General features: G+C 42.6%; 17 protein-coding genes. 6 read left to right on the top strand and 11 right to left on the bottom strand.

The genetic code is table 11. The features are described 5' to 3' along the window. Window position 1 precedes the first annotated feature (1 nt). Window positions 2-745 carry an amino acid ABC transporter permease gene (locus AB204_RS14365; RefSeq protein ID WP_047964059.1) on the top strand — a complete coding sequence of 248 codons (744 nt, stop codon included), beginning with the start codon at window positions 2-4 and terminating at the stop codon, window positions 743-745. A 304-nt stretch (window positions 746-1,049) separates the two neighbouring features. Continuing rightward, window positions 1,050-2,243, top strand: a complete 1,194-nt coding sequence (locus tag AB204_RS14360; RefSeq protein ID WP_047964058.1) for a hypothetical protein — start codon at window positions 1,050-1,052, stop codon at window positions 2,241-2,243. A gap of 54 nt (window positions 2,244-2,297) precedes the next feature. Here AB204_RS14360 and AB204_RS14355 read toward each other — a convergent pair whose 3' ends face one another. Beyond that, the gene (locus AB204_RS14355; protein ID WP_047964057.1) at window positions 2,298-3,779 is read right to left on the bottom strand and encodes an MFS transporter; all 1,482 of its coding nucleotides are present in this window, start codon (window positions 3,777-3,779) and stop codon (window positions 2,298-2,300) included. A 100-nt stretch (window positions 3,780-3,879) separates the two neighbouring features. Here AB204_RS14355 and AB204_RS14350 point away from each other — a divergent pair, with 100 nt between their 5' ends. Both AB204_RS14350 and AB204_RS14345 read left to right on the top strand, forming a co-directional pair. Then, window positions 3,880-4,455: a TetR/AcrR family transcriptional regulator gene (locus AB204_RS14350; protein WP_047964056.1), complete on the top strand. Its 576-nt coding sequence runs from the start codon at window positions 3,880-3,882 to the stop codon at window positions 4,453-4,455. 258 nt (window positions 4,456-4,713) lie between these two features. Then, window positions 4,714-6,051, top strand: a complete 1,338-nt coding sequence (locus AB204_RS14345; RefSeq protein WP_047964055.1) for an NCS2 family permease — start codon at window positions 4,714-4,716, stop codon at window positions 6,049-6,051. Window positions 6,052-6,126: 75 nt separating this feature from the next. On the opposite strand, the gene AB204_RS23230 is transcribed toward AB204_RS14345, so the two are convergent. Together AB204_RS23230 and AB204_RS14335 are read right to left on the bottom strand one after the other, a co-directional pair. After that, complete coding sequence (locus tag AB204_RS23230) at window positions 6,127-6,582, bottom strand: hypothetical protein (RefSeq protein ID WP_072061450.1); 456 nt, start codon at window positions 6,580-6,582, stop codon at window positions 6,127-6,129. A gap of 331 nt (window positions 6,583-6,913) precedes the next feature. Continuing rightward, complete coding sequence (locus AB204_RS14335; RefSeq protein WP_047964053.1) at window positions 6,914-8,383, bottom strand: glycosyltransferase family 39 protein; 1,470 nt, start codon at window positions 8,381-8,383, stop codon at window positions 6,914-6,916. A 148-nt stretch (window positions 8,384-8,531) separates the two neighbouring features. Between AB204_RS14335 and yihI the strand changes: the two genes are divergently transcribed. Both yihI and hemN read left to right on the top strand, forming a co-directional pair. Beyond that, window positions 8,532-9,053, top strand: coding sequence for a Der GTPase-activating protein YihI (gene yihI / locus AB204_RS14330; protein WP_047964052.1), 522 nt, complete (start codon window positions 8,532-8,534; stop codon window positions 9,051-9,053). A gap of 203 nt (window positions 9,054-9,256) precedes the next feature. After that, a complete protein-coding gene (gene hemN, locus AB204_RS14325) occupies window positions 9,257-10,630 on the top strand; it encodes an oxygen-independent coproporphyrinogen III oxidase (RefSeq protein ID WP_047964051.1) in 1,374 nt (457 codons plus the stop codon). Window positions 10,631-10,786: 156 nt separating this feature from the next. On the opposite strand, the gene nadS is transcribed toward hemN, so the two are convergent. From nadS to AB204_RS14285, 8 genes are all read right to left on the bottom strand, one after another. Beyond that, window positions 10,787-11,071: a NadS family protein gene (nadS, locus tag AB204_RS14320; RefSeq protein WP_047964050.1), complete on the bottom strand. Its 285-nt coding sequence runs from the start codon at window positions 11,069-11,071 to the stop codon at window positions 10,787-10,789. 1 nt (window position 11,072) lies between these two features. After that, window positions 11,073-11,405, bottom strand: coding sequence for a type II toxin-antitoxin system RelE/ParE family toxin (locus AB204_RS14315; protein ID WP_047964049.1), 333 nt, complete (start codon window positions 11,403-11,405; stop codon window positions 11,073-11,075). Between the two features lie 224 nt (window positions 11,406-11,629). Then, window positions 11,630-13,060, bottom strand: coding sequence for a nitrogen regulation protein NR(I) (gene glnG / locus AB204_RS14310; protein WP_047964048.1), 1,431 nt, complete (start codon window positions 13,058-13,060; stop codon window positions 11,630-11,632). Between the two features lie 24 nt (window positions 13,061-13,084). After that, window positions 13,085-14,134: a nitrogen regulation protein NR(II) gene (gene glnL, locus AB204_RS14305; RefSeq protein ID WP_047964047.1), complete on the bottom strand. Its 1,050-nt coding sequence runs from the start codon at window positions 14,132-14,134 to the stop codon at window positions 13,085-13,087. Between the two features lie 158 nt (window positions 14,135-14,292). Continuing rightward, window positions 14,293-15,702, bottom strand: a complete 1,410-nt coding sequence (glnA, locus tag AB204_RS14300; protein ID WP_047964046.1) for a glutamate--ammonia ligase — start codon at window positions 15,700-15,702, stop codon at window positions 14,293-14,295. Window positions 15,703-16,060: 358 nt separating this feature from the next. After that, window positions 16,061-17,857 carry an RCC1 domain-containing protein gene (locus tag AB204_RS14295; protein WP_047964045.1) on the bottom strand — a complete coding sequence of 599 codons (1,797 nt, stop codon included), beginning with the start codon at window positions 17,855-17,857 and terminating at the stop codon, window positions 16,061-16,063. A gap of 446 nt (window positions 17,858-18,303) precedes the next feature. Beyond that, window positions 18,304-19,887, bottom strand: coding sequence for a hypothetical protein (locus tag AB204_RS14290; protein WP_047964044.1), 1,584 nt, complete (start codon window positions 19,885-19,887; stop codon window positions 18,304-18,306). 151 nt (window positions 19,888-20,038) lie between these two features. Then, window positions 20,039-21,268 carry an Ig-like domain-containing protein gene (locus tag AB204_RS14285; protein WP_047964043.1) on the bottom strand — a complete coding sequence of 410 codons (1,230 nt, stop codon included), beginning with the start codon at window positions 21,266-21,268 and terminating at the stop codon, window positions 20,039-20,041. Between the last annotated feature and the right edge of the window lie 170 nt (window positions 21,269-21,438).

Below are 21,438 nucleotides of genomic sequence, written 5' to 3'. Positions count from 1 at the left end.
GATGGACTTTACCGTTATTGCTGAAAACTGGCGTTATTTGCTATTGGGCACTTTTCCCGATGGGCCGCTGGAAGGGGCGGCATTGACGCTGGCAATCAGCATCATGGCAGGTGTGATTTCTATCGTATTCGGTATTGTGGGCGGAATCGCTCTGGCGATGCTGCGTGGATTTTGGGCCAATCTGTTGGCGGCTGTATTGGGATTTTTCCGTGCCATTCCCGTTATCATGCTGATTTTCTGGACATACTTCCTGTTGCCTGTGGTATTGGGAATGGAAATTCCTGAAATTACCACGGTCGTTTTTGCACTGGCGTTGATTACCTCGGCTTATCTGGCGCATGGCGTGAAAGCGGGTATTTTAGCGATCAGTGAAGGTCAATGGCGCGCGGGATTATCACTGGGGCTAAATCGTTGGGAAGTATTGTGGCATATCGTCTTACCACAGGCATTACGCATGATGGTGCCTTCATTTATCAACCAATGGATTGCATTAATTAAAGATACCTCCTTGGCCTATATTGTTGGTGTGGGGGAATTATCATTTCTGGCGGCCCAAGTGAATAACCGCAGCATGGTCTATCCGATGGAAGTCTTTTTATTTGTTGCGCTGGTGTATTTTGTGATGTGTTTATCACTGGAGTTGATCGCCAATTATATTGCCCGTCGTTTCTCGGTGAAACGTGAAAAAACCGCGTTCTTCGGATTTTGGCGCAAAAAAACATTGAATATGGTTCCACAAAGTTAATATCTGATATCTGGCAGATATTTTCGCTGTTGTATTAATTCCCTGCTAAGACGGTAGGGAATTTTTTATATTAAGCTAAAAATTGTGAGATTATTTTATTTACTCGCCCGATATTTTTCTTATTGAAACAATATGTTTTTATTTGTGTTATTGGTTTGGTTTTTAGGATGTTATCGGTGTTTTTTGATTAAATTTCCTGCTATAACACACACGGTGTAACGCAAGATAATAATGATGAAGGATTAACATAATATGGCCAATTCGATTTACGTGACAATAAAAGGAAAGCTTCAAGGGCTGATTTATGAATTTAACTGAAATGCTAACTAACAACCAATTCAGACGTCTTTTGATTTTATATAGAAGCATTGAAGGCAGAATCAAAAGCGCTGATTCTTCTCTTATCGAAGAACCTGATATCGTCAGGCTTAAAGATAAAACAGCCATCAATCGCTCTTCTGAAGAAAGCATATTACTGGCTTTGTTTCCTATACTGATATTTGTTTCTTATATCATATTGGTCATTGTTTTTTATGGATTTTATTTTTCCTATGATATTGCAGGTTTCCAACGTTCCTGCAATATGTTTATTATTTCGGTGATCTCTTTATTAGCATTTTATGCTTACAGAGGAAATATTTCAGCTTTAAAAACCCTGAATATACTGAATACACTCAGCATTATCTTTACGTTCGCCATTCTTGCACTTGATTATTTTGTCTATTATATGCACCACGAATGGTATTTGCTCACCATTGTCTTTTTCAATTTTTTCTCGAATCGTGTGATCATTAATAGTCTGGCTTTCTCTCAGGCTATGACTGAAATTTTGTGGTTTAAAACTACAAACCATATCCTGCGGAGACAGATAAAGAATAGTTCTGATGTTATTAAAGAAAATATGGTGACTAAAAAGAAAAATATATTCACGCTTTTCTGGCAATATAGTGTGTTAAACATCAATCTCAATAACACACTCAAAATCAGTTATGAGCTTAACCAACGTGTGGAGAAAAAAGATCTTACTTTGCTGACAGAAAAAAGAGTGAATAAATATCAGCATCTGTTGGATTTCGGTATTCCAAAAAAAGCGTTATTGATGACATTACTAATGACGATTTTATTGACGAAAGCTTATGTGATGGCAACATTTATGTTGTTCTCTAACTTTGATAACAGAGATGATCTGCCTATCTTATTTTTTGTAGTCGGAGCCGCAATTGTCTTTGCTCCTTTGCCCATCTTGCTGACACATCGCGGAGTGACATTGGGTTTTAAGATGTTAGCTTTGGCCCGTTATCTTTTTATCGCTATTTTTGCGTTATTGGTGGGTCTGAAATTTGCTGTGTGTATGCTGGATTACAGTAATATTTCTTTAGGCATTATTGCTTTCGATTTCTTACTGATATTCTTTATGTTAAATACAGAGTATTACTGTCAGCATCTCAGAGAACTACACTGCTTTTGGGCTTGGCATAAAGTGATTAAAAATAAATAAGAGGTACAGAGCATGGTGGCTCATACCTCTTATTGTTGTTAATTGACCAACTTATTAATGAAGTTTACTTCTTCTGGGCATCGCAATTATTGCAGCAGTCAACAACAATAATGTACCTGCCGCGATCAGCACTGACAGAAATGAGTGATTAAAGGCCTGTTTTGCCGCATGGATCAGCGATGACGCTGCGTCTCCTTTTAACCCTTCTGCGGCGATAAGGGCTTCATCAATGCTGTTTCGCGCAAGATCCGATACGCCCATATCAGCCGGAAGGGTGAACGATGCAGAATAGACCGCTACCATCAGGCTGCCTAGAACAGCGATTCCGAGCAAGCTCCCCAGTTCGTAGGCGACTTCCTCAATAGAGGCGGCGGTGCCCGCGTTGTCTTCTGGCGCATTGAGCATGATGGAAGTAGAAGCGGCTGTCATTGCGGCACCGATACCAAATCCAATCACACTAAATGCAACAATTTGCACGAACATACCGGACTGTAAGCTGACGAGATAGCCAAAGGAGCCAAGCCCGGCGAGGGCGAGAGAAAGCCATATGATCCGCCCGGAACCCCATTTTGGTATAGCAAGCCCTGCCAAAGGGCCGGCAATAAAAGAAGCGATAGGAATAGGCAAGATAAATAGCCCAGCTTGCAGAGGAGAAAATCCCATAGCGAGTTGAAAACGCTGGCTAACAGCAAGCTCTGTACCCACCAATGCCGCCGTGGAAACAAAGGCTGCGATGACTCCTACAGTAAAAGTACGGTTGCTGAAAAGCTTGAAGTCGATCATGGGGGTGGGTGAATTTAGCTGTCGGCGAATAAAAATAGTAGTAAAAATAAGTCCGATAGCGCCGACGGCTAACGCAGTTGCCAGTGACGGGGCTGGTTTACTGATTTCCTTGATGGCATAGGTAATGCTAACTAAGCCGATCATGATTTGCACGGAAGCAAGCAGGTCGAAAGTATGTTCTGGATTGCTCCGGCTTTTTTCAATAACGATCAGAGCGAAGCCAAGTGCGATGATAACGATTGGAACATTAATCAGGAAAACTGAACCCCACCAATAATATTCGAGCAGGAGCCCGCCGATGACAGGGCCAAGTGCCGCGCCTCCCGAAGCAACGGCAGACCAAATGCCGATGGCCAGTGCTCGTTCGTCTGGGTCTTCAAATGATTGGCGGACTATCGCGAGCGTCGCTGGCATCATCATGGCAGCGCCAAAGGCAAGAATAACACGTGCTGCGATCAGTGTATCTGGGTTGGGAGAAAATGCCGCCATCAGCGATGTGAGGCCGAAAATCGCTAACCCGCTGGTAAAAAGTTTTTTGGCTCCGAAACGGTCACTCAATGCTCCCATCGCGGGAAGCAGGCCCGCAATCGTTAAGGTATAGGCATTCATGATCCACAACTTCTCAGAGGCAGAAGCGCGTAAATCATGTGTCAGCCGTGGTAAGGCCGTATAGAGAACAGTCATATCAATAACAACGAGGAAAAGCGCACTGGAAATGATGGCTAGCACAAGCCAGCGAATATTTGATCTCATAAACTCACCAATGTGGTTCGGAGACAAAAGCCCGTCGAACCTTGACGAAATTGTTGCCAGTTATTATAAATACATACGTATTTAATTAAAAGGAAGTAGTATGGGACGACGCAAGAAAATTGATCGAGAAGTTTTGTTGGATGCAGCAGAACAAATTGTTACAACACATGGCGCAGCGGCTCTTACCATTGATGCACTGGCAAAGGCCGTCGGTATTACCAAAGGTGGGGTGCAATACAGTTTTAGTACCAAGGATAATCTTATTGATGCGATGTTTGAGCGTTGGGGAGCGAGTTATGATGAACAATTCCATAAAATGGCAGGCGATCATCCTCAACCGTTAACCGCAGTGCATGCACATATTGAGGCGACTATGCGATCTGACGAAGCCTCGACGGCAAAAGCCGCCGGATTACTGGCCGCGTTGCAACAAACGCCTGAGCATCTCAAATCAACCCAAATTTGGTATCGCGAACGCCTTGCGGGTTTGGATACGACGACTGAGGAAGGCCGTCAGGCACGTTTAGCTTTTTTAGCGGCGGAGGGCGCTTTTGTTCTGCGTTTCTTCGGATTAATGGATATCGGAGAAGATGAATGGAAAGATATCTTCAATGATATTCTTGCTTCTCTGCCATCCAAAGTTTCTTCTGAACACTCACTATCTGATAAAGATTAAGAGTCTGTTTAAACATGTTAGAGCCTATTCAAGTAGGCTCTAACGCGTTGTATTGTTTTCTTTTGGGATAAATTAAAGAGAAATCATAACGCATAAAATATCGCCATCCAATGAATCTCCCCAAGAATCATAATGTTAATTAACTTGTTGATTAGTCATGCCGCAAACGTTTTCTTTTTTCCTCATTTCAGGGTAACGATTTATATGTGTTTCCTGTAGGATAAGTCGAAAACTTCGTTTTTTAGGAAACAACATTACATGAGCACAATAACTTCTGGCTCTGCGAATAGTCAGGGCTTGCTTCAGCGCGTGTTTAAATTAGAGGAACATGGCACGACGGTTCGTACTGAAATGGTCGCCGGGCTGACGACTTTCTTGACCATGGTTTATATCGTCTTTGTGAACCCACAAATTTTGGCCGTGGCAGGAATGGATATTAAGGCGGTATTTGTCACTACCTGCTTCATTGCCGCAATTGGCAGCATTATGATGGGATTGATGGCGAACTTACCCGTTGCTGTTGCTCCCGCGATGGGGCTGAATGCATTTTTTGCCTTTGTCGTGGTTGGCGCGATGGGGATCTCATGGCAGGTTGCAATGGGCGCGATTTTCTGGGGCGCAGTGGGATTGTTGATTTTAACTATCTTCCGTGTACGTTACTGGATGATCGCCAATATTCCATTAAGCCTGCGAGTGGGAATTACCAGTGGGATTGGCCTTTTTATTGCGATGATGGGGCTGAAAAATGCGGGCATTATCGTGCCAAATCCCGACACGATCGTTTCCATTGGCAATTTTGCTTCCCATAACGTTCTTTTGGGTACACTGGGCTTTTTCATTATTGCCATTTTAGCGGCCCGTAATTTTCATGCTGCGGTGTTGATTTCCATTGTCGTGACAACCGGTATCGGCTTTATGCTGGGGCATGTTAAGTATTACGGTATTTTTGACCTGCCACCCAGCGTGATGAGCGTGGTGGGTAACGTCGATGTGAAAGGGGCTTTAGATATCGCTTTAGTGGGCGTTATCTTCTCGTTTATGTTGGTTAACCTGTTTGACTCTTCCGGTACATTGATTGGTGTGACGGATAAAGCAGGCATTGCGGACAGCAGCGGCAAATTCCCGCGAATGAAACAAGCCTTGTATGTGGACAGTATCAGTTCGGTAGCGGGGTCTTACATTGGAACTTCCTCGGTGACTGCCTATATTGAAAGTTCCTCCGGGGTTTCTGTGGGGGGGCGTACTGGCCTGACGGCAATTGTCGTCGGTATCTTATTCCTGCTGGTGATGTTTATCTCTCCATTAGCGAGTATGGTGCCTGCCTATGCCACAGCGGGAGCGTTGGTTTATGTCGGTGTTTTGATGACTTCCAGCCTGACACGGGTTAAATGGAATGATTTGACTGAATCCGTACCTGCCTTTATTACAGCCGTGATGATGCCATTTAGTTTCTCTATTACTGAAGGTATCGCGTTGGGTTTTATCGCCTACTGCGCCATGAAGTTGGGAACAGGTAAATGGCGTGAGATTAGCCCTTGCGTCATTGTTGTGACGCTACTGTTTGTCTTGAAAATGGTGTTTGTGGATGCCCACTAAACACGATTGAGATGAAATAACGGGTCAATAATCTGAAATCCCGTAATTAATACGGGATTTCTATTTAAAATACAATTACCCATCCTTACCACGGTGTCCATCATGCCCACCGTTTGAGCCGCCTTTACCACCTTCACCTCCTTTACCACCGTTAGAATTATGGCCTGTACCTCCATTCCCGCCATTCCCGCCATTGCCACCACTACCGCCATTGCCACCACTACCGCCATTGCCACCACTACCGCCATTGCCACCACTACCGCCATTGCCACCACTACCACCATTTCCACCGCCAGATGCGCCGTTGCCACCGTTACCCCCTGATTGCCGTGGATATTTCCCATCCCCACCGTTACCTCCATTTTTACAATTACTATTAGGTATTCCATCTTGACCATTTTGACCATGCTTTCCATCTAATTTCTTACAATCAATTATGTTTATAGTGGATTTTCTCTCAGACTCAGCATGTAATGATATAAAAGGAAAACTGAATATAGATACAGTCATGATTATTGTGCTTAATTTCATAAGTATTCCTTTTCATAATTTTTTAATGGGTTTACTCTCTGTAGGAGTTATTTTTAATGATTTGGATTTAATGGTTTCAGATGATTTTTGGTGTAACAGGTTTCTTCTCGTAATAATATTACACTGGCTTTTTTAAAATGTGTTAAACGAACTTTAAACGAATATTCAACTATATTTAATGACAAGATTAATTCATGTTATTTCGTTTTTTTGAAAATCAATCTCATAAATTAAATTGCTATTTTTTCTCAATAAGAGGTTTTGGTTTAATTCTATTTATCAACAGGCTCGAGCCTGACAATATTCATGTCAGGCTTTTTTTGTTGGATGGTTATTGAATATTTTTCGGTGCGACAAAACCAATACAGACCGTTTGTGGTTCAGCGCTGGGTTGGGCCTGAAAAGAGAACTCTTCTTTATGGCTAATCGTCAAGGCAGGCCATTCCAGAATAGTATGTTGGAAATCTTCTTCTCCACAGCTCTTGCCGCGTTCTCCTACCAATAATGCCCCCTGTTCTACGATATCGTTCTCTTTGATATGACGGTTATAGATATTCGGCGGAGCACCCTTGTCTAATTCCCAAGGCTGTATCGTTTTTGGGCGGTAGTGACTATAGAACGTCAGCCATTCATGCAGATATTCTCCGCCTACATAGCGCAAAGGGGTTGGGTACAGCTCATTCCAACGTTGATCAAGTTGGCTGGTAAACGTTTTTATCCCCACAAATTTTTGCCCGGCATGACGGACATTCGCCATCATGACGCTGGAATAACCAATAAAAACGAATACACCGAACACGGCCAATCCCCGTAACGTACCTTGCAGAGATTTGCGGGGATAAACCGTTATTGATCCCACCAACAAGGCGGGAGCAACAACCATAAAAGGCTGTACCCACTCAGTCATGCGCCCGCCCTGATTGAAAGAGAACCAGCCATAAATAATCAGCAAAGGCAGCAGGATAACGATATTGACCAGCGCATTAGACTGTTGTTTAGGCCAGCCAATCCTGCCACCCAACAGGTAAATAATCACACTGACAATGATCAATGGATAGAACACGGAGAACATTGCGCGAGTGGTATGTAGATTGAATCCTTTCTGGATTTGGGAATCTACCCATTTAAATGCGGCAAAGTCGTTATGCACCAGCCACCAGACGTTCGGTAACACCAGCGCGAACCACAGCACAAGGGCGAGATAAAACAGCGGTTCCCGATAGTTGCGGCGCACTTTGGGTATGAACAGCGAGAGCAAAAAGACAGAACCGATGATGGCAAGTGAAGAATATTTCCCCATCGTTGCCAGCCCGGTGGTGAGCGCAAATGCCAGCCACCATTTGGGATGATCGTCAATCGCGCGCAGGAAAAACAGCAGAGACCACGGCCAGAGCATGACCAGAAGGTAATTATCATTGTAAGGAATGATATCGAAATTGATGATGCCTGACAGGTTCAGCGTTAACATGGCAAGCCATGCCAGTACAATTTTGCCTGTTAGCCGAAAAGCGAGCTGCCAGACACCAAGCATACCGATGGCAATGGCAACAAAGTGGGTGAAATACCAATAAAAGCTGAGAGAGATATTGCTGATATGGATAGTCGGGAGCATTATGGCACCGACTAGCCACGGGTTTTTTGGAGAACCCCATTCCCCATTTATACCCCAGTTTAATGCTTCTACAGCGTCATAAGGAACGGTGGGATCGAGAGTATAAGTTGCGATTACCCATAAAACAGCATAACCAGTGACCCAAAGATACAATGGCATGCGGTAAGAAGAAGTATCAAAAAAACGCATGGTGATTAATGACCATAATATTTGAGTTAAAATTCCTTAGAATATTAGCTGAACTTTAAACGATAAGTGAATGACATTGGATGTTATAGGTAGTTTCTGTTAGATTCCGCCGAAAATATCTTGATAAAAGAGAGTTGAGTCACAAGCTATGAGCCCGTTAAAGAAAAAATCACCAGCGAAACCTTCCGCTGGCAAGCAAAAAAAGAAAAGCCGTGCAGAGCTGGATGCTGAAGGGCGTGAACGTAAACGTGAGAAAAAGCGTCGCGGTAACCCTATTGGCAGCCGGAGTAACGGTAATGACAGAGATAAAAAACGTTCAGGCGACAAGCAGGAAAAAGATCCGCGTATCGGCAGTAAAGTTCCCGTCCCTCTGATCGTCGGTGAAAAAGAAACCACGGTGAAACCCGCAGTTAAACCGGTTGTGGAGACACAGAAGCCACGCCTGTCACCGCAGGAAGAGCTGGAAATGTTGGAAAATGATGAGCGTCTGGATGACTTGTTGGCACGTCTTGAGCAGGGTGAAAAACTGTCTCAGGAAGACAATGCCTATGTCGACCACATACTCGACCGCATTGATACGTTAATGGAAGAACTGGGTATCAATCTGGAGAAAGACGACAGCGAAGAGGAACAGCAGGAAGATATCATGCAGTTGTTGAAGGGTAAGTAATCCCTGTATCAATTGATTGTGATCGTAAAAGGCGGGTTCATTCTAATAACCACAGTATTAGTATGTTATTTATTGTGGTTATTGGGTAAACTATGGCAGCTATCGCGACGTAAACGTCGGTTGCGCAATATCATCATGGCCCGACATTTCAACTCCATGAAAAAGTTGTGCTTTGATGGGCGAAAACAGCGGAAGGAATAAGCATGTCAGAGCAAGCCATTGTTTGGGATCTGCCTTTGATCCAGAAATACAACTATTCAGGGCCTCGTTATACGTCATACCCAACAGCCCTGGAGTTTAACCAGCAGTATGATGATTCTGCTTTTTCTCAGGCTGCTGCCCGTTATCCTAATCGACCGCTTTCTCTCTATATTCATATCCCGTTCTGCCATAAGCTGTGTTATTTCTGCGGCTGCAATAAGTTGGTTACTCGCCAAAAGCACAAAGCGGATGAATATCTGAATGTGCTGGAAAAAGAGATTGCGTCACGGGCTGAATTATTTTCCCAGCGGAAAATCAGCCAGATGCACTGGGGCGGAGGTACGCCGACTTATCTGGATAAGGCGCAGATTAGCCGATTGATGTCGATGTTGCGTAGCCATTTTCATTTTCTGCCTGATGCCGAACTTTCCATTGAAATTGATCCGCGAGAAATTGAGCTTGATGTGATTGACCATCTGCGCCATGAAGGTTTTAACCGCCTTAGCATGGGTGTGCAGGATTTTAATAAAGACGTACAGCGTTTGGTGAATCGCGAGCAGGATGAAGAATTTATTTTTGAACTGGTCAGCCAAGCCCGTGAAATCGGTTTTACATCCACCAGCATTGATTTGATTTACGGCTTGCCGAAGCAAACTCCAGAGAGCTTTGCTTTCACATTGCAGCGCGTGTTGGCGCTGTCGCCTGATCGCCTGAGTGTATTCAATTACGCACATTTGCCAAATTTATTTGCGGCGCAGCGTAAGATCAAGGAACAGGACTTACCGACTGCGACTCAAAAGCTGGATATTTTGCAGGAAACAATTTCAACCCTGACAAATAACGGGTATCAATTTATTGGCATGGATCACTTTGCCCGCCCTGATGATGAATTGGCGATTGCCCAGCGAGAAGGTATTTTGCACCGTAATTTTCAGGGATACACCACGCAGGGAGAATGCGATTTGCTTGGCATGGGCGTCTCAGCCATCAGTATGTTGGGAGACAGCTATGCCCAGAACCAGAAAGATTTGAAAACCTATCATGCGGCGGTAGAAGCACAGGGGCAGGCATTATGGCGTGGTTTGGCGCTGACGCAGGATGATTGTATTCGTCGTGATGTTATCAAGGCGCTGATTTGTAATTTCCGGCTGAACTTTGCGGAGATCGAGCAGAGTTATGGGCTGAATTTCGCTGATTACTTTGCCGAAGACCTGCAATTGTTAGCTCCATTGGCGGAAGATGGGCTAGTTAAAGTGACGGAATCGCAGATTCAGGTATCCCCGAAAGGGCGCTTACTGATCCGTAATATTTGCATGTGTTTTGATAGCTACCTGCGTAACCAAATGCGTCAGAGGCAGTTTTCGCGGGTGATATGAATTACTATGCCATTGTGATGGGCATAATCAGGCAGTTAGATTACCTGTTGAGTTTGAGTTCGACACTGACCGCGTTTACATTCAAAAAAACGAGAATGATGATGTTCTGGATGCAAATGTTCGTAACCAGAACATCACAGAACGCGTTTCTTCTATTTAATGTGATGCCAACACTGTAAAGAAATTAGGGTCATCTTGGATAATCGCCAACACCTTTGCCGCCAGACCTGTAGGGTTTCTACGCTTTTGCTCCCAGCTCTTAATCGTATCGAGACTAGTGCCAAGTGCTGCCGCCATATCTGCTTGTGAAATGTTCAGCTGGGTACGAATAGCTTTTACATCAGCAACTTCGTAGCGGGTGACACGCGCTGCGGCTTTCTTGCCTTGTTTGATGTCGACCGCTTCTTCAAGAGATGCTTTCAACTCGTCAAAAAAATTCATATTACACCTCATTTTTCAGTAACTTGGTCAGTTTTTTCAATTCTGCTTTTTCGGCATTAGTTAGATCATCTTTGGTATTTTTCGGATAGGCCATAACCAGATATATAATCTCTTCTGTCGCCAGAAAGTAAATAACTCTGATACTGCCACTTTTCCCCTGTGAGCCTGTCGCCATCCTGATTTTTCTCAATCCACCTGTGTCCCGTATAAGATCCCCTTTATCCGGTGACTCTATCAGTTCGCATTGCAGCTCTTTGAGTTCGTCATCCGTGGCAATCTGTTTTATCTGCCGGGTGAACATCGTAGTTTCGATAAACTCTATTGCATGACTCACTGGCAAAACCTCCGTCCACGCTGGAGTACAAAGTACCCCTTTTTTGATAAACTGTAAACACAGAATTTGAAATGGTTATCGGATTAAAAGCACACAACTTATCATCATTTATGAAGTTTCGGATAGGTTAAGCATCGCATGGTTACAGTAAGTTATGACGAATATTGCGGACTTTTGGGAATCACAACAAACAGGATGCTATAAGCTTTCGTTTTCATGGAGATCTATTCCAACCCCAACTCCTTCAATTTCCGCGTTATTGTATTCCTTCCCCAACCCAGCAAACGGGCGGCTTCCTGTTTATGGCCATTTGTATATTCCAGTGCGCAATTAAGCAGAGTGCGTTCCAGCAATGGCAGAGCATCAGAAAGAAGATCGGTTTTTCCCTCTTTTAGCGCATGTTGCGCCCATGCTGCTAACAGATGCGACCAATTTTCAGGTGCGGCAGAGTGAGAAACAGGCGCATTTCCTGTTTGTTCTGTAGTCTGATTCCCAATCAGATCAGCAGGCAAATCCTGTACCAGCACTTCCTTACTGGCCGCCATGACGGTCAGCCAGCGGCAGACGTTTTCCAACTGGCGCACATTTCCTGACCACGGCAGGCGCATCAAAGCAAGTTCAGTATTAGGATGCAGCACTTTGGCTTCAACACCCAGTTCTATCGCGGTTTGTTGCAGGAAATGGTGGGCCAGACGAGGAATATCTTCCACTCTGTCCCGCAAGGGGGGCAATTGAACACGGATAACATTCAGGCGATGGTAGAGATCTTCCCGGAACTTGCCTTCCGCAACGCGTTGTTCAAGATTCTGGTGAGTCGCCGCAATAATACGGACATCAACCTTCACTGGCGCATAACCGCCGACCCGATAAAATTGTCCCTCAGCCAAAACGCGCAATAAACGGGTTTGGATATCCAGTGGCATATCACCGATTTCATCCAAAAACAGCGAGCCGCCATTGGCTTGTTCAAAACGCCCGTGCCGCACTTGATTAGCGCCTGTAAAAGCGCCTTTTTCATGACCAAACAGTTCAGATTCAATCAAGTCTTTCGGGATTGCCGCCATATTCAGGGCAATAAATGGCGCAGAAGCGCGTGGGCTGTGGCGGTGCAGGGCATGGGCAACCAGCTCTTTTCCTGTGCCGGACTCCCCATTGATTAATACACTGATGGAAGAACGGGAAAGCCGACCGATAATCCGGTATACCTCCTGCATAGAGGGGGCTTCTCCGATTATATCTGAAACAGATGCCGCCACTTGCGGGTTAGAGGAGGATTGATGTTGTTCGCGATAGTGATTCAGCGCCCGTTCAACCAGCGCGACAGTTTCATCAATATCAAAGGGTTTTGGCAGATAATCGAACGCACCATGTTGATAGGCACTGACGGCGGCATCCAGATCAGAATGGGCGGTCATAATGATGACCGGAAGCTGTGGATGGCTCTGTTTGATCTGACTAAGCAGGCTCAGCCCGTCGAAACCGGGCATGCGGATATCTGACAGAAGCACTTCAGGACAGTCCTGAGAGAGTGCAGCCAGCACAGTATCGGCATTTTCAAAACAGGTACACGCCATCCCCGCGCCACTCAGCGCCCGTTCCAGTACCCAGCGGATAGAACTGTCGTCATCAACGACCCAGACTTTTCCTCGTTGCATTGTCACCCTCTGCTTCTTGAATGGTTATTTCTTGATAGGCAGGTAAATGGAAAATTCCGTATGCCCCGGCCAACTGGTGAATTCGATTTTGCCAGCATGTTGGTCGATAAGATTACGGGCGATGGATAGCCCAAGTCCAGTGCCACCTTTATGCCCGCTGACCATAGGGTAAAACAGCGTATCCTGAATATTGGGCGGAACACCAGGTCCGTCATCTTTAATATCAATTCTGGCAGCCAGACGGTAGCGCTCACCCTGTAAAGTAATCTGGAATGCGGTTCGCGTTCTCAGTGTGATAGTGCCCCCTTTTTCCCCCAGTGCCTGTAGCGCATTGCGGGTGATATTCAATAACACCTGCTCAATTTGGTCAGGATAGTGAGCCAGTTCTGGCAGACTGGGATCATAATCTTTGGTCAGAGTGACATTGGAGGGCATTTCCAGCGCAACTAATTGATAAACGCGCTCGACGACATGATGAATGCTCTGACTGGTTTGAGCACCCGGATGCTGTGGCCCCAATAAGCGATCAACAAGGCCGCGTAGCCTGTCGGCTTGTTCAATAATCACTTGGGTATATTCCCGCAAGGCAGGATCGGGTAACGCCTTGGCAAGTAATTGCGCGGCTCCCCGCAGTCCTCCAAGGGGATTTTTTATTTCATGTGCCAGCCCCCGAACCAATTCCCGCGCAGCCGCCTGCTGTGCTTGTTGAATCTGCTCTTGGCTTAAACGGCGTTGACTGTCCATAGGCGCCAGTTCCAGCAGGATAAACTGTTCGGAAATTGGTTGGGCACTGAGCGACATCACATGAGAGTGATTGTTGATCACCAGAATAACTTCGTTATCGGTAAAACCATGTCCGTTGATCAAACTGGCACGCATCAATTCTGTATCCAGAGAAATATAGCCAAACAGAATGGGAAGAGGCGTACCAAATAATTTACGCGTACTTTGTGCCAAAAGCTGCATAGCGGAATGATTGGCGTAGTGGATAATCAAATCATTATCCAGCACCAATACGCTGTTTATCAGTGAGTCGAGAATTTGTTCTGCTTTGGGTAAATCAGCCATCGTCATTCAATCTCTGCACGTTTTTGGTGCATTGTAGCTTATTTCAGCATAACTCAATGAGTTCCTCTGTTCAGTATGTAAAAGAGCCCATCCGAAGATGGGCCAAAAGTTTCACGGCAACAAAAAAGGAACAACAGCAATGCCATCAAGCACGCTATAAAGCATTACACGCTGTAATACAGTTCAAACTCCAGAGGATGCGGAGTCATGCGAACGCGTTCAATTTCACCATTCAATAAGTTGATATAAGCATCAATTGAATCATCAGTGAAAACACCGGCGCGTGTCAGGAATTCGCGGTCTGCATCCAGAGCAGCCAGAGCGTCTTCCAGAGAAGAGGCCACTGTTGGGATCTCTTGCGCTTCTTCTGCTGGCAGGTCATACAAATTCTTATCCATCGCATCACCCGGATGAATTTTGTTGATGATACCGTCCAGACCCGCCATCAACAGGGCAGAGAAGGCCAGATAAGGGTTAGCCGCAGGATCAGGGAAACGCACTTCAATACGGCGGGCTTTAGTACTGGACACAACCGGAATACGGATAGAAGCAGAACGGTTGCGGGCAGAATAAGCCAGCATGACCGGGGCTTCAAAACCGGGCACCAGACGCTTGTATGAGTTGGTTGTTGGGTTGGTAAAGGCATTCAATGCACGGGCATGTTTGATGATACCGCCGATATAGTACAGGGCCATCTCGGACAAACCGCCGTATTTGTCACCAGCAAACAGATTGGTGCCATTTTTGGACAGCGACATATGGCAGTGCATACCAGAGCCGTTATCTCCCACCAGCGGTTTTGGCATAAATGTCGCAGTTTTGCCAAATTTATGGGCCACATTATGCACCACATACTTATAAATCTGAGTCTCATCCGCTTTTTTGGTCATTGTATTAAAGCGGGTGGCGACTTCATTTTGTCCGGCAGTTGCAACTTCATGGTGGTGAGCTTCAACCACCAGCCCCATTTTTTCCATTGTCAGGCACATGGCTGAACGCAGATCTTGGGAAGAATCGACTGGCGGAACAGGGAAATAGCCCCCTTTGATGCCGGGACGATGGCCTTTGTTACCGGCTTCATAATGTGTACCGCTGTTCCATGCAGCTTCGGTATCATCAATATAGTAATAAGAACCAGAGATGGAACTGCCAAAACGGATATCCTCGAACAGGAAAAATTCGGGTTCTGGCCCAAATAGCACCGTATCTGCAATGTCGCTTGCACGTAAGAAATCTTCCGCGCGTTTTGCAATAGAGCGAGGATCGCGGTCATAGCCTTGCATTGTGCCGGGTTCCAGAATATCGCAGCGCAGAATGAGCGTGGCATCATTAAAGAATGGGTCAAGCATTGCAGTGCTTGGGTCCGGCATTAACACCATGTCGGATTCATTGATGCCTTTCCAGCCACCAATAGATGAACCATCAAACATTTTGCCATCTTCAAAGAAATCTTCATCAACTTGGTGGGCAGGAATGGTGATATGTTGCTCTTTACCTTTAGTATCAGTAAAACGTAAGTCAATAAATTTCACCTGATGTTCTTCAATCATGGACAAAACATGTTCAACGGACATACTAAGCTCTCCTGGTTTACGTCGGCTGGATAAAACGATGCAGGGAATGCAGTCTTATCTTGCAATTTCTATTTCTATTGCAAAAAAACAATGCGAAAAGTGTGCCAACTTTTTAAAAGCGCTTAATATCAATGAATGAATTTTTTGGTGGCGAAATGTGAACAGATAAACAGCACTTTTTAGATGTGATTGCACTAAATTGGGGATAATCAAGCACGAGAGTGCACCATAATGGTGATATTAGGTATTGGAGCAGGCGCAACCTGATTTTTCTGTTTTCAGACATCTTGATTGCGCCTGTTATTTCAGAGTGAAGCGATTATTATCGTATCCACCTTATTTTTAGGCTTATGTTTTATTAGGCATAATAACTAATATTCCCATTAAGAAGGCTTTGAACAGCATCACTATTTCCGCCGCCGATATTCTCTCCCCAAGTAACAACTCTATTATCTGATGTTAGAGCCGCAAACGCTTTCCCTGTGGCGTAGATAGCTCTTACATTATGCAGCTGAGAACTGACTGAATAATCAATAGCGCCGCCATAGTTAGGGTCACCCCAAACGGTGACTGTGCCATCCTGATGCAATGCGGCATAGGCTTGAGATGTACATGTGACCTGAACGACATTATTTTTACTTCGTAGTTCTGGGGGCACTATTCTGTGATCTTTACCGAATGCATCGACACTACCATCGTTGTACCTTAAAATGAGCGTTTGCCTATTGCCTGACATATCTGCGACACCAGTACTAATAATCCCTGAAGAATCAAGATAGATTTGCTCCGAATCATCCAGACAAGCAGCTCCTGTTCCAAAGCCGGACCAATCAATGGAATAGACCGCTTGTATAACATTATTAGCGACTAATGGGCCCCTATTTCCTGCCGGATTTTTTGCGGGAACAAGTGGAGGCGGCCAAAATTCCGCACTACCATTTTGTCCGATAAAAATCGCACCGTTATTTGCGGGGACAATGGCACGGGGATGTACGTAATTACTGCCCAGTGAATTAAGGGGCCAGTGGGGTTGCCCTCCGGCATAGCTGCTAACCCACCAGGTAGCTTCCGCAGTGTCAGTATTAAAACCAAAGACACCGGTGTCATTTCCGAAGAGGAGAACACTATCGGTAGCTCCCAGATAGTTTGTTACTCCTACTCCTTCATTAAATCCCGAGACAGCATAATACCCGTTAGATCTCAGAGCGATAAGGGATGTGCTTCCTATACCGACATCAACGTAATCATTACCGGAAGGTACGGATAAGCCTATATCGTTTGGTACTCCCCAGAATGACAGGCTGCCATCTGCACTCAGAGCCACATAACCGACCCCGGAGGCTGCAACTTTCTTCACATTTCTGGCGACAAGACCCAGATTACGAGAATTCATATTCCCCCAGGTTACCAATCCCTTGTTATCGAGCAATGCAGCAAAACTAGAGGAGAAATCTTCCGGAAGACCGAAAGGTAGTGCTTCATTTCTAGGGGCAGTGGGTTGGGTGGCATAAAGGCTATCGGATGTACCCCCATTACCGAAAATGTTGAGTGGGTTTAGTGTGACCTGATGGTCTCCTAAAGACGCGATTAGTGGTAAATGGGGAGCGACATCGTAGAAATAATGTGAAGTAGTCTTCTGCCAGGATCTGTCGGTTTTTGTTTTACCGGCATATGTCCAGTTTACCTCCGCTGGTTTATTGTCCTTATCCCAGGCGGTCAGGCGTTGTGGCCCATAGAGGGCATTAGCCGTGCTGTAAAGGGTAGAGCGGGCACCTATGACGAAAAAGGGAACGTCGGTTGATGGTTTTACGGGGGGTTGTGTTGATGTGCCATCGATAACTTTTACGGATATAGCATCTGAGAATCTAGAATCGACTGAGGTAATATGTCGAACAAGATAGTACAGATTATATTCTCCATCCGGAACTTGTGATTTATCTATATTGGGAATGATAAATGGATCATCTAATTTTTCAGGATTAGGGAGTTTATAAACAATAGGTGTGCCTGATGTAAAATGAAGCGTAATGATATCTTTTTCAGCAATACCTTCGTATTTTGGTATCGCTACTTTAATAGTATTATCGCTTATTTTAGATTTGTCTAAAACACCACCTACAGCTTGAGGTAATATAGGTGCAGATAGAAAACTCATGGCTTATTCCTCTTATAATATTATATGGCATCATGTTTCTCGGTATACAATTTACATGAGATTTTTTTTGAAAACTAATGAAAATAAGCTATCGGAATAATGAATGAAAAATTATTTTTCCTTTAACGTGATGGTTAACCAATAACACTATTTAATAATAAATGTAGGGTGTTTTTATATTGCAAGGTGTTTTACTCGAATGATCCTCTGTAATTAAATTTAAATAAAGAAAAATAGTTTTCTGATGGTTTTTAATATTAACCGATGAACTATAAATTAAGAAAATTATTTACTAAACTGATTTAAATTAATTATCGCATAATTAAAAAATAAAATTTTTATAAAACCCGCGCACAAAAGATTGTGACGGGCAGCTTTAAGCATATTATCAGCCTGATTTACACTCCAAGTACAAAGAAAACGGGTAAGGTATCTCTGTTTTCTTATTAATATGGTGTACAGTCTGGGGGCGTTCCTGCAAGCGCAGTGGAAATTCTTCCTTTCCAGGCTCTTGTATGGGAAGGCTTACCATTGCTATCAATATAATACGTAATCTGAATCATTCCTGTATGACAATTCTCATATTCAGAACATCCTGTCAAGTAAGAATATGGAATACCTATTGTTCCTACTGCTGTCACACCATCAGATCCCACTTGCTCTGGTATTGAACCATCTATCCATTGATCAACAGTTCTATATTTTGCGTTAATTTGTAAGTGTAATCTTATTTTTGAACCCAAAGGTGGTTTGGTTTTATCATTTGGATCGTTAGATCCTGTGATCTGCACAAATAACCCTGTCTCATCTTTATTATTGCTATAATTAGATATGTTATCACAGTTCACAATATTATTGTATTTAATATCAACACAGTCTGTATTATCAAAATCTTCTATGAGGTTACTAGGATCTCCTGCCCCAAAACTAGAATAAACCACACATTTATCATAATAAACGGGAGCTGGCCATGGTTCACCCGTGTAGGTTAGTTCTAAGGGATTTGATATTAAAGTATTAGCACTATTAGTATGAATTATTTTATAATAAAATTCAGTTACTTCTCCAACTGGAAAGATATAATAAGGTAATGGTATAGAGAAATTATCTAATTTAGTTGTAGTTACAAGCGGATAATCAACGCCAGCATCTTGACTATTAACATAGAATTTAATTGTATCAGTTTTTCTTGCACCCAAATAACTTGGTATTTTAACATAAAAATATGTGTCACCGTGGTTTACTAATTCTCCACCGTTAAACCCTTCAATTTCAGGGGGGGCTAATTTATGTATTACACCAGCAGGATCGCTGTGAGTAATGTTTAATGTATTAGCTGAAGGCTCTGCACCTCCAACCCCAAAAATTTGAGAGTTTAAATTTAGAATTAAAGCTTCATCTTTTTTAGGATAAATATAGAAAGCTAATCTACCATTTTTATCTGAAGCTAAATATATCCCTTTGTAATAGGAAAAATTCTGAGTTTCTATTTGTGTGGCTTTATCCGATTCATATATGTTAATTTTATCCAGATTTCGATCATCATCTGTATTTATTAACACAGCAAGATAGGGAATTATACGGTTATTTTCATCTTTAATCAGCGTGCTTACACGAGTAAATATTTTTCCATTAGGTGGCGTATTTTCACTAGTAGGTACTTCTAAAGAAGTTACATCAAAATTCAGATGCAAAGAATCATTATTTAATGTTCTGACAGTATATTGAATATTATTTAATGAAGGAAAGATCGCTGAATCAGAGGATGGAACTATATCAAAACTGATAGTATCACCACTATTCACTGTTGATGATATCCTTAATTGAACGGTAAATGTTCCTGTTTTTTCATCTGAAGAAAGAGATATATTAGGGATAGGATATTCTAGTGTGGCATTATTTCGATTTTCCAAGTAGATATACGTATTAGGAGATATTGGATTATCAGATGTTAAATTTACATTTATTATTAGAATTTGCCCTTTAATAACACTATAGTTAGTAGGAGGAAATGCAACTGTATTGTTCATTATATTACTCCATTTGAAAACTTTATAAAATTAATTTTGTGCTTATTGATATATTATTATTTTCAATTCTCTTAGTTCCTATTTGTTATAGGAACTAAGAATATTATTTATTATGGATAATGTTTTTTATCTGATTTTTTTTAAATCGTTATCAGGCATAAGGATCTGTGTCTATACCACCTTGCCAAATTCCACCATATGCGACATCAATATCAGTATCATCCCCTACCTGATAATCAAAGAAGATTGAACCATTTTCCCCACTTTCGTATCCCATATCATTATTCAAATAGTTATGATCTATACTTATTAATAACGTAGCGGTATTCCCTCCTGCATCATCAGGGTGAATTGGCATTGTACCAGTAAAAGTATGCGTGATTTTTCTAGTGCTAGAGTTAATATACAAGTTTAATTTAACTTCAGACCCAAAAAATACTTTACTGCTGTCATTAGGATCATTAGTTCCTGTTATTCTAACAAATAAACCTGCATTACTTGGGTTACTCTCAGCTATAGTAGCATCGTTAACAACATCATATTCGTCTATAAGAGTGTCACCACTAGAATAAACTTTGCAAGTATCGTATATTCTATCAACATCATTCCAAGGCTTATTTTCTGAATTTCCTTTGTAAATCAAAGTTAATGGGTTAGATTTATATTGAGCGATTTCCCCGGCTTCTCTGATAACAATATAACTAAAATAAGATACAACATTTTCTTCAAAAATTGCATAAGGCAGTTTAAGAGAGCCTCCAGAATCACTTTCGTCCGTAATATTAATAGAGTATTTAGTATATTTATCATTAACAAAAAATAGAATAGAATCACCAACTTTAGGGCTATCATAATCCGGAATTTCAACTGAAAACTTGCTTTCTCCATGTGATATTAAGTTTATTCCAGAAGAATTAAATATCTCTGGTTCTGGATATTTTTCTAGAATTTCTTGTAAAGTATTGCCAATTATATAGATGGTATAGTTTGCAGCGACTGTATTTGTAGTTCCTAATATTTGAGAAAAGAGCTTAAGTTTTAATCCCTCTGATTTAATCGGATGAATGAAAAATAAGATATTGCCATTTTGATCTGTTTTAACAAGGAAACCTTCATAATCCCCACCGGATTGAAGCTTGATTTCTGTAGTATGATCAGAATCATAGATTATTATTTCTTCCAAACTAGCTCTTGAGTCACTTGAAACAAATATTTTTTTTCCAGATAAAGGATTTCCATGTATATCTCTCACAGTAGCTGTTACTTTAGTATATATTTTTGCTGGAAAATCATCAGATGATGACGGGACAGCTAAAAAAGGAGAATCAATATTTAATATTAATGATTTTAGGCTTACAGTTTCCGTGGAAAAATTACTCATGATTTTTTTTGCCTCATTTTATTTATAGGATATAAAAAATTAAGTATAGGTATTTTATTACACATGGCATTTTTATTTTAGAAGAATAACATTGTGTAATAATAGAATAATTAACTTTTTCATATATGTGCTAGAGTGAATATTTACATCAATTATATACTCAGTTTTAC

This window comes from Xenorhabdus khoisanae (assembly GCF_001037465.1).
Taxonomy (GTDB): Bacteria; Pseudomonadota; Gammaproteobacteria; order Enterobacterales; family Enterobacteriaceae; genus Xenorhabdus; species Xenorhabdus khoisanae.
The sequence above is the reverse complement of the archived record's forward strand: the minus strand, read 5'-3'. Positions and strand labels throughout refer to the sequence as shown.